Origin of the sequence: Microcoleus sp. Pol12B3 (assembly GCF_036701355.1) — a bacterium.
Taxonomy (GTDB): Bacteria; Cyanobacteriota; Cyanobacteriia; order Cyanobacteriales; family Microcoleaceae; genus Microcoleus.
Window position 1 is genome coordinate 23,350 of the sequence record NZ_JAUBQS010000073.1, and the last position, 6,699, is coordinate 30,048.

At 43.5% G+C, this 6,699-nt stretch carries 7 protein-coding genes and 1 pseudogene; 5 read left to right on the forward strand and 3 right to left on the reverse strand.

Going from position 1 to position 6,699, the window contains the following annotated elements; genetic code table 11:
• The first annotated feature begins 1 nt into the window (after position 1).
• Both QUA53_RS25165 and QUA53_RS25170 read left to right on the forward strand, forming a co-directional pair.
• Positions 2-1,099, forward strand: a complete 1,098-nt coding sequence (locus QUA53_RS25165) for an AAA family ATPase (protein WP_333100383.1) — start codon at positions 2-4, stop codon at positions 1,097-1,099.
• Positions 1,096-1,866 carry a DUF3226 domain-containing protein gene (locus tag QUA53_RS25170; protein ID WP_333100385.1) on the forward strand — a complete coding sequence of 257 codons (771 nt, stop codon included), beginning with the start codon at positions 1,096-1,098 and terminating at the stop codon, positions 1,864-1,866. Before QUA53_RS25165 ends, QUA53_RS25170 begins: the two co-directional genes overlap by 4 nt.
• Positions 1,867-1,909: 43 nt before the next feature.
• On the opposite strand, the gene QUA53_RS25175 is transcribed toward QUA53_RS25170, so the two are convergent.
• Entirely contained in the window at positions 1,910-2,143 is a 234-nt protein-coding gene (locus QUA53_RS25175) for a hypothetical protein (RefSeq protein ID WP_190663608.1), read from the reverse strand.
• A gap of 75 nt (positions 2,144-2,218) precedes the next feature.
• Here QUA53_RS25175 and QUA53_RS25180 point away from each other — a divergent pair, with 75 nt between their 5' ends.
• The 3 genes from QUA53_RS25180 (at position 2,219) to QUA53_RS25190 (ending at position 4,045) form a co-directional block, all read left to right on the forward strand.
• Entirely contained in the window at positions 2,219-2,536 is a 318-nt protein-coding gene (locus QUA53_RS25180) for a ribbon-helix-helix domain-containing protein (protein ID WP_333249153.1), read from the forward strand.
• Positions 2,537-2,542: 6 nt separating this feature from the next.
• Complete coding sequence (locus QUA53_RS25185; RefSeq protein WP_006633396.1) at positions 2,543-2,749, forward strand: ribbon-helix-helix domain-containing protein; 207 nt, start codon at positions 2,543-2,545, stop codon at positions 2,747-2,749.
• A 117-nt stretch (positions 2,750-2,866) separates the two neighbouring features.
• Positions 2,867-4,045, forward strand: a complete 1,179-nt coding sequence (locus QUA53_RS25190; protein WP_333100388.1) for a M20 family metallopeptidase — start codon at positions 2,867-2,869, stop codon at positions 4,043-4,045.
• A 128-nt stretch (positions 4,046-4,173) separates the two neighbouring features.
• Here the strand turns inward: QUA53_RS25190 and QUA53_RS25195 are convergent, their stop codons facing one another.
• Both QUA53_RS25195 and QUA53_RS29360 read right to left on the reverse strand, forming a co-directional pair.
• Positions 4,174-6,012: a hypothetical protein gene (locus QUA53_RS25195; protein ID WP_333100389.1), complete on the reverse strand. Its 1,839-nt coding sequence runs from the start codon at positions 6,010-6,012 to the stop codon at positions 4,174-4,176.
• A gap of 177 nt (positions 6,013-6,189) precedes the next feature.
• Positions 6,190-6,258: pseudogene (locus QUA53_RS29360) on the reverse strand (NAD(P)H-quinone oxidoreductase); the annotation flags it as partial.
• Positions 6,259-6,699: the final 441 nt, after the last annotated feature.

A 6,699-nucleotide genomic window follows, 5' to 3' on the forward strand; every position in this document is an offset into this window, starting at 1 on the left:
TATGAAACACCTTGACAATGTAACCATTCATCGGTTCCGAGGCCTGCAAGATTTAACCTTGCAGGACTTGGGCCAAATCAACCTATTGGTTGGTGGGAATAACTCAGGTAAAACCAGTGTTTTAGAGGCGATATCAACCTATTGTCGCCCCTTAGATCCGCTGGAATGGCTGAACACATCGTGGCGGCGAGAAATCAAATATTCTCGCAAGCCAAGACTGGAGGCACTAAAATGGCTGTTTCCTCAAAATAAAGAAGAAGAACAATTGGATTTTTATCAAATGGAAACTCATGTTTCTGGTAATGGTAAGTTTTCAGTTAGAGAGTCGAGGGCAATTTACCAAGAATTTGAGGGAGTGGAATTATCGGAAGATGATGAAAGTCAATCTTCCGACGATCTTGGATTTGATAATACTCTGCGAGGTGCAGAGATAGAGCTAAAAGCTATTATATCGGATTCACCCAATGAATTATCTGAATTTTTTGAAATTTGGGAAAATGAGCGTTTAACGAATCGGCGAATTCGCTCAGATGCAATGCTGTCAGTTGATACTGTGACACCTTTTTCTCACCGCATAGAACAGTCACAAGTTGGCTTGCTCTCAGAAGCTATTTTTCAGCGTTTTAAGCCGGAAGTGATTAAGCTATTGCAAGTGATGGATTCAGGAATTATTGATTTAGTGATTCTCTCGCATGGCGGCAATCGTAGCAGTCTTTATATAGACCACAAACAAGTGGGAATTGCACCATTAAGTTCTTTTGGTGATGGAGTACGTCGCTTGCTATTTATTGCTCTAACGCTGACAAAAGTCAGAGGTGGAGTTTTGCTAATTGATGAGATAGAAACAGCAATTCATACTGAAGCACTTCGCAGTTCATTTGCTTGGATTGTGCAGTGGTGCAAGCAAATGAATGTTCAGTTATTTGCAACTACCCATAGTTTAGAAACAGTTGATGCGATGTTGGATGCTAGCGATTTGGAGACAGACTTAGTTCTTTATCGTTTAGAGAAACAGGAGTCACAAACTAAAGCAGTTAGAATTGAACGGGAAAGATTGCAAAGATTGCGGGAGGATTTGGGTCAGGAGGTGCGCGTGTGAAATACGCCATTATTGGAGTAGAAGGGCCACACGATCAGGCATTTACAGGCAAGGTTCTCAAGCTTTTGGATTTCAAAGATTTTCGGGAAGAGTTGAAAGGATTAGAGTCTCAGTTAGACCCCTTCTGGCGCAAGTTTATTCCTGTTTATCCTAAAAAAGGAAATTTGTATAAACGTCTTGATATGCCTTCTATTCTGTTTAATGATACTATCTCTGTAGCAATTTATGCAGGTGAAGGAAGCAATCTTGTGACTAATTTGGATGACATTTTATTCACAAATTCTGAGTATCAAACAAATTTGGCAGCATTCGGGATAGTTGCCGATTGCGATAAATCAACTCCCGATCGCATTGTGGAACCATATGCTAACAAATTCCGAAGTTATTTTCCTAATTTTCCCGATCGCCCTGGTGTTGTAAATACCAATAGCCCGCGTACAGGAGTCTATGTTTTGCCAGATAACGCTTCGCCCGGTGTGTTGGATACTTTGCTGTGTGAGTGCGGACAGATAGCTTATCCCGCGTACATGGAGAAAGCTAGTTCCTATCTAAATGAGTTTTCTGAGTCAGATAGAAAATCTTTAAAATGGAAAAATTTTGATCTAGAAAAAGCTTTAGTTGCTACGGTTGTAAGTGTTCTCAAACCTGGGAAGAGTAATACAACAAGTATTGCTGATAATAATTGGGTCAGCGAACAGACGCAACAGCAGGTTCCTGCTTTGGCAAATTTTATTGAGTTTTTGAGCCAACTTTTGGAAGTGAGTTAATGGCCGATCACACTTTTTCAATTCGTGCGATCGCCCTCAACAATTACTCTTTCCAGTAACGGGTTAAAATCCGAATTACCTCACCCGCTATCGGCGATGGTAGAGGCGGGCTCCATTCCCCAACTTCTGCAAAACCTAAAACGTGCAACAGATTAACGATGCTGTCTACCGCTTTGGGAACGCCACACAACAGCAAACGAATCGGTTGCTTACCTTGAGGTACGTCAGGAATTTCTTCCCGGAGCAGTTCGGGAACTGACTTTGGCTGTGATATCATAGAGTTTCCTCCTAAATATGGGAGTTCAAGCCCCCACCGAACGATCGTGAGTCTGAGCGGTGGGGGTTTGGTTTTGTGTCAACTCTAAAGTATCACGGTAGGCACTCCGAGTCAACCCTTGAGGGTGAACTTGATACTGTAGAGGTCAAAAAAAGGTACAATAGGGCGGTATTAGCACAAATAACAGCCTTGCCAGCAAAACTCCCCAGAATAGTTGTATATCTTCCAGAAGAACTTAAAGCAGACCTAGAGCGGTTAGCCAAATCGCATTATCGGCCGGTCTCGAATATGGTGTTGACATTAATTCAAGAAGCAGTAGATGAGGCTAAATCTGAAGGGAGAATTCAAAACGACGATCGAGCGCAACCACAGAAAATCGACAGCGACGAGTAAAATGACATGGTGAACACGCTACCCCCAAACAATGTGAGTCCTGCAAAATCTCCCAGAGTTGCCTTTTACCCGCCGCCCGAAATTAAGGAGAAATTAGAGAAGCTGGCGAGCATTGAGCGTCGTTCTATGTCCCAAATGGCATTACTTTTGGTGGAGGAAGGGCTCGAAAGAGCGCAGAAGGAAGGGAGGTTCAATGAATCCAAAGACGATTGAGCCGCTGGAACAGGCAGGATGCCTGTTCTGGAAAATGGTGCTTGATGTGGGTTCACCCCCAAACATATGCGTTAACCTAGTTGACTACAGCTTGTACCGCACTCCCCAACTAAATTCATGCTTTCCCGCATCCAAGAATTAGCCGCCACCCTCGCCCCCCGCTTAATCGAAATTCGCCGCCACATCCACTCCCACCCCGAACTCAGCGGCCAAGAATATCAAACCGCCGCCTACGTAGCCGGAGTTCTCGCATCCAGCGGAGTCCGCGCCATCGAAGGAATCGGCAAAACAGGAGTGCTCGGCGAACTCAAAGGCAACAGCAGCGAGTCCCGGTGGCTGGCAATTCGCACCGATATGGACGCTTTACCGATTCAAGAACGCACTAACTTAGAATTTGCCTCCCGCAACGAGGGAGTAATGCACGCCTGCGGCCACGACATCCACACTACCGTCGGTTTAGGCGCAGCAATGATATTGTCTCAGCTAGAGGAAAAACTGCCCGGTCACGTCCGCTTCTTGTTTCAGCCGGCGGAAGAGATTGCCCAAGGTGCTCAATGGATGATTAAAGATGGGGCGATGCAAGATGTTGACGGCATCCTCGGAGTGCACGTTTTTCCGACGATTCCCGGCGGTTGCATCGGTATCCGGCACGGTGCCCTGACGGCGGCGGCAGATGACCTAGAATTGATTGTGATGGGCGAATCCGGCCACGGTGCGCGTCCCCACGAGGCGATCGACGCAATTTGGATTGCTTCTCAGATAATTACCACTTTGCAGCAGGCCATTAGCCGCACGCAAAATCCTTTGAGGCCGCTGGTTTTGACGATCGGGCAAATTAACGGCGGACGAGCGCCAAACGTAATTGCCGATCGAGTAAAATTATTGGGAACCGTGCGATCGCTGCATCCGGAAACCCACGAAAAACTGCCGGCTTGGATCGAACAAATTGTCTCCAGCGTTTGCGCGACTTACGGCGCTAAGTACGAACTCACCTACAAGCGCGGAGTCCCCGGAGTCCAAAACGACCCCAAACTCACGCAATTAGTCGAAACTGCGGCTTTAGAAGCTTTAGGTCGATCGCGCGTCCAAATTTTACCAGAACCATCCCTCGGCGCGGAAGATTTTTCGATGTACTTAGAACACGCACCGGGAACCATGTTTCGCTTAGGAGTGGGACTGACTGACAAACCGAACTATCCCCTCCATCACCCGCAATTTGAGGTTGATGAATCTGCGATCGTCACCGGCGCTGTCACCTTAGCCTATGCGGCTTACCAATATTGGAAACAGGATTAAGGTTGACACTTCTACGTCGCGAATAGCTTATTAAGGAGGATTTAGGGGAATCGTTTATGTACCTCACCAGACAGAGAAACGCTATAGAAGCTGTAGAAATAAATTGTCATAATCCTCCAATTCTACAATTATAAACAGTGATAAAATCGGTATTTATAGCCAGCTATTTTGGGTTGAGGTTGCGAATCAATCGTACAGTTTCGCCCTTTTCCTTCCACTGAAGCTGTAAAATTTATCGTCCACAAATCCAAAATTTTTGGCATTTGAGCTAAAGTTTTGTGCAGTGCATCTGTCGCAGTTTGAGAATCACTATCTTTTTTTGCTAAAAGAAATTGAGGATAATTTGGTTGAGACTTTGTACTCAAAGATGAACTAGATAAACGTTTAAATTCCCACGCTATCCCCATCATAGCTCTTGTTTCTGAGTGGCTTTTGCGAACAGTGGCAATTAAAACAGGAATCTTTGGCGATGCTGACTGTATTTTAACAATGTGGGGAACTAAAATATCGGGGCGTTTGGATTTTTGAAAGCCAAAATTTGAAACAACTGTCATACTACCAAGTAAACCCATTAATAAGATGATTGTTACTGCTTTTCTTCCGTCTATTTTTAACGCTAGAATTGGCAATTTTAAAAATTGACTTAATTTATTGTTTGTTTCTAAGTATTGATTTTCCCAACAAACAGCCAAACTTACTGCGAGCAAAATGATAACAGCAGGAAAGTAGACAAACTGATAACGAGCCGCCAAAGTTAGATCGGCACCCAAAATGTAGGTAGTCCCTAAAAAGATGGCGATCGCACCCAACATAAACCCGCCTAAAACTTGAGTAATTAAGCTACCATCTGATTCTCCTAACTTAATTTTAAGACCTCTAATCAAAATTGGCAAAGCAAAAAACATGAAAATTAACAATGCCAAACTAGAGGCAAAAATCGCTAGTAAAGATACTCCTTCCACTGGCAATAATGCCAACATTGTCACCATCCACGCTAAAACTCTGGGTGCTGGTTCTAGCAATTCAATCGGGTTTTTTCCCTCATAAATCCAGCGCGTCATTTCACTTTCAGAAGCTGTACGCAATGCCGGAAGCCAAACTAAACATCCCACCAACGTACCCGCAGCAACCGTGTAGATTCGGAATAGAGAATTGGGAATTAGTAATTGAGGACTGAGGGTTAAATCTTGAGTCGAATCTAAGTCTAATTTTTCCTGGCGCTCTGTCCGTTTTTTTATCCAAATAACAGCTATTAAACTTAAACCTTCAGCAGCGACAACGATAACAAAAAAGTAATGTGTTGCAATCCCTGAACAGTTAACTACTACCCAAAGTAATCCTGCCCAAATTGGTAAAATGCTACGATTATTTATAGTGCGAGTTGCTATTACCAAACAGCACAAAGAAGCGATAATTAATAAAACTGGTAAAGTGTAGTGTCGAGCTTCTTGGGCGATAAATATCCCGTAGGGAGAAACCGCCATCATTGCGGCCGCCATTTGAGCTATTAAACGAGATCGAAATGCTACAAAACCAAAGCAAAACATAGCTGGAACTGAGGCGACACCGAGAATCGCAGGAAGCGCTCTAGCGGCCCATAAAGAAACTAAACCCGCCTCGGTCGAAAATAGTTTCATCCACAAATGAGCCAGCACAAAATAAACTGGAGGATGGGTGCTTTCTGTCATCAAATTGTGGATGACTGAGGTGATATTAGCTTGAGAATTCACTTGTAATGGCTGCAAGAGGGTATCAAGCGCGATCGCACTATCTAGCGGTATCGTCTGCAAACTATTTCCCAAACTAAAAATTAACGTTGCTATCTCAATTGTTGAAGGTGGCTTATCTGCCAAATTAGTAAAGCGTAAAACTGTGCCAATAGCTATCCATATTAGCACCAGCAATGGATGAAACCAAGGGTTCCCATCGTTATTAGCAATTTTTAGTTTTAAACTTGGGATAGTCATTGTTTATACACCCTCAACATTTAGCAGCAAAGTATTCTACCTATCTCGATCCTCAAGTACCTTAAACCGCCCCTCAATATCTTGTATGTAGCAGCCTATGCAAGCAAGCAGTGCGTAAATAAAAATCACAACTCTAAAATGGCTGCGATCGCCTTCAACTTGAGTTTAAGCTGCGATTCAAGCATCTTTTAGGGGAGTCCAGCGAAAGGCGCCATCGCCTCCTATTTCCACTACTACCTTAATTCGTGGTTCTCAAGTTCGCAAAACCGTCAAATATTCGATTTGACTACCGTTCTTTCTTGACTGTTCCCCTTGCCCTCTTTTCCACTCCATGATATATTTTGTATGTAAAATAAAGTTTTACAACTCTTCTAATTGTAACTCTATCAAATCTTTTTGTGACTTATTTAACATTTTTTTCTGCTTTTTTTCTTTCCTACATGAGCGCGATCGCCCGATGCTCCCACTAACTCTTGTCTCCTCCTTTTTTTTCTTAAATTTGAGCTTACCATTTTTCTTTTATTTACACAAATCCTTCAGACCCGCTGTAGACTGCAAAACGCGAAATTTTATTTCCTTACAACTTCTCTCTACAGCACTTTGCGTGACGAAAAGGTACAGTAACAGCAGTGAGCAAAATAATTTTCGATTTGCTTACTTGAACATAATTTAACTCCCAATTCCAAG

Bases quoted from the DNA above. Each gene is read 5' to 3' on its own strand.
- QUA53_RS25165 (WP_333100383.1), top strand. From the start codon at position 2: ATGAAACACCTTGACAATGTAACCATTCATCGGTTCCGAGGCCTGCAA.
- QUA53_RS25175 (WP_190663608.1), bottom strand. From the start codon at position 2,143: ATGATATCACAGCCAAAGTCAGTTCCCGAACTGCTCCGGGAAGAAATT.
- QUA53_RS25185 (WP_006633396.1), top strand. From the start codon at position 2,543: ATGGTGAACACGCTACCCCCAAACAATGTGAGTCCTGCAAAATCTCCC.
- QUA53_RS25190 (WP_333100388.1), top strand. From the start codon at position 2,867: ATGCTTTCCCGCATCCAAGAATTAGCCGCCACCCTCGCCCCCCGCTTA.
- QUA53_RS25195 (WP_333100389.1), bottom strand. From the start codon at position 6,012: ATGACTATCCCAAGTTTAAAACTAAAAATTGCTAATAACGATGGGAAC.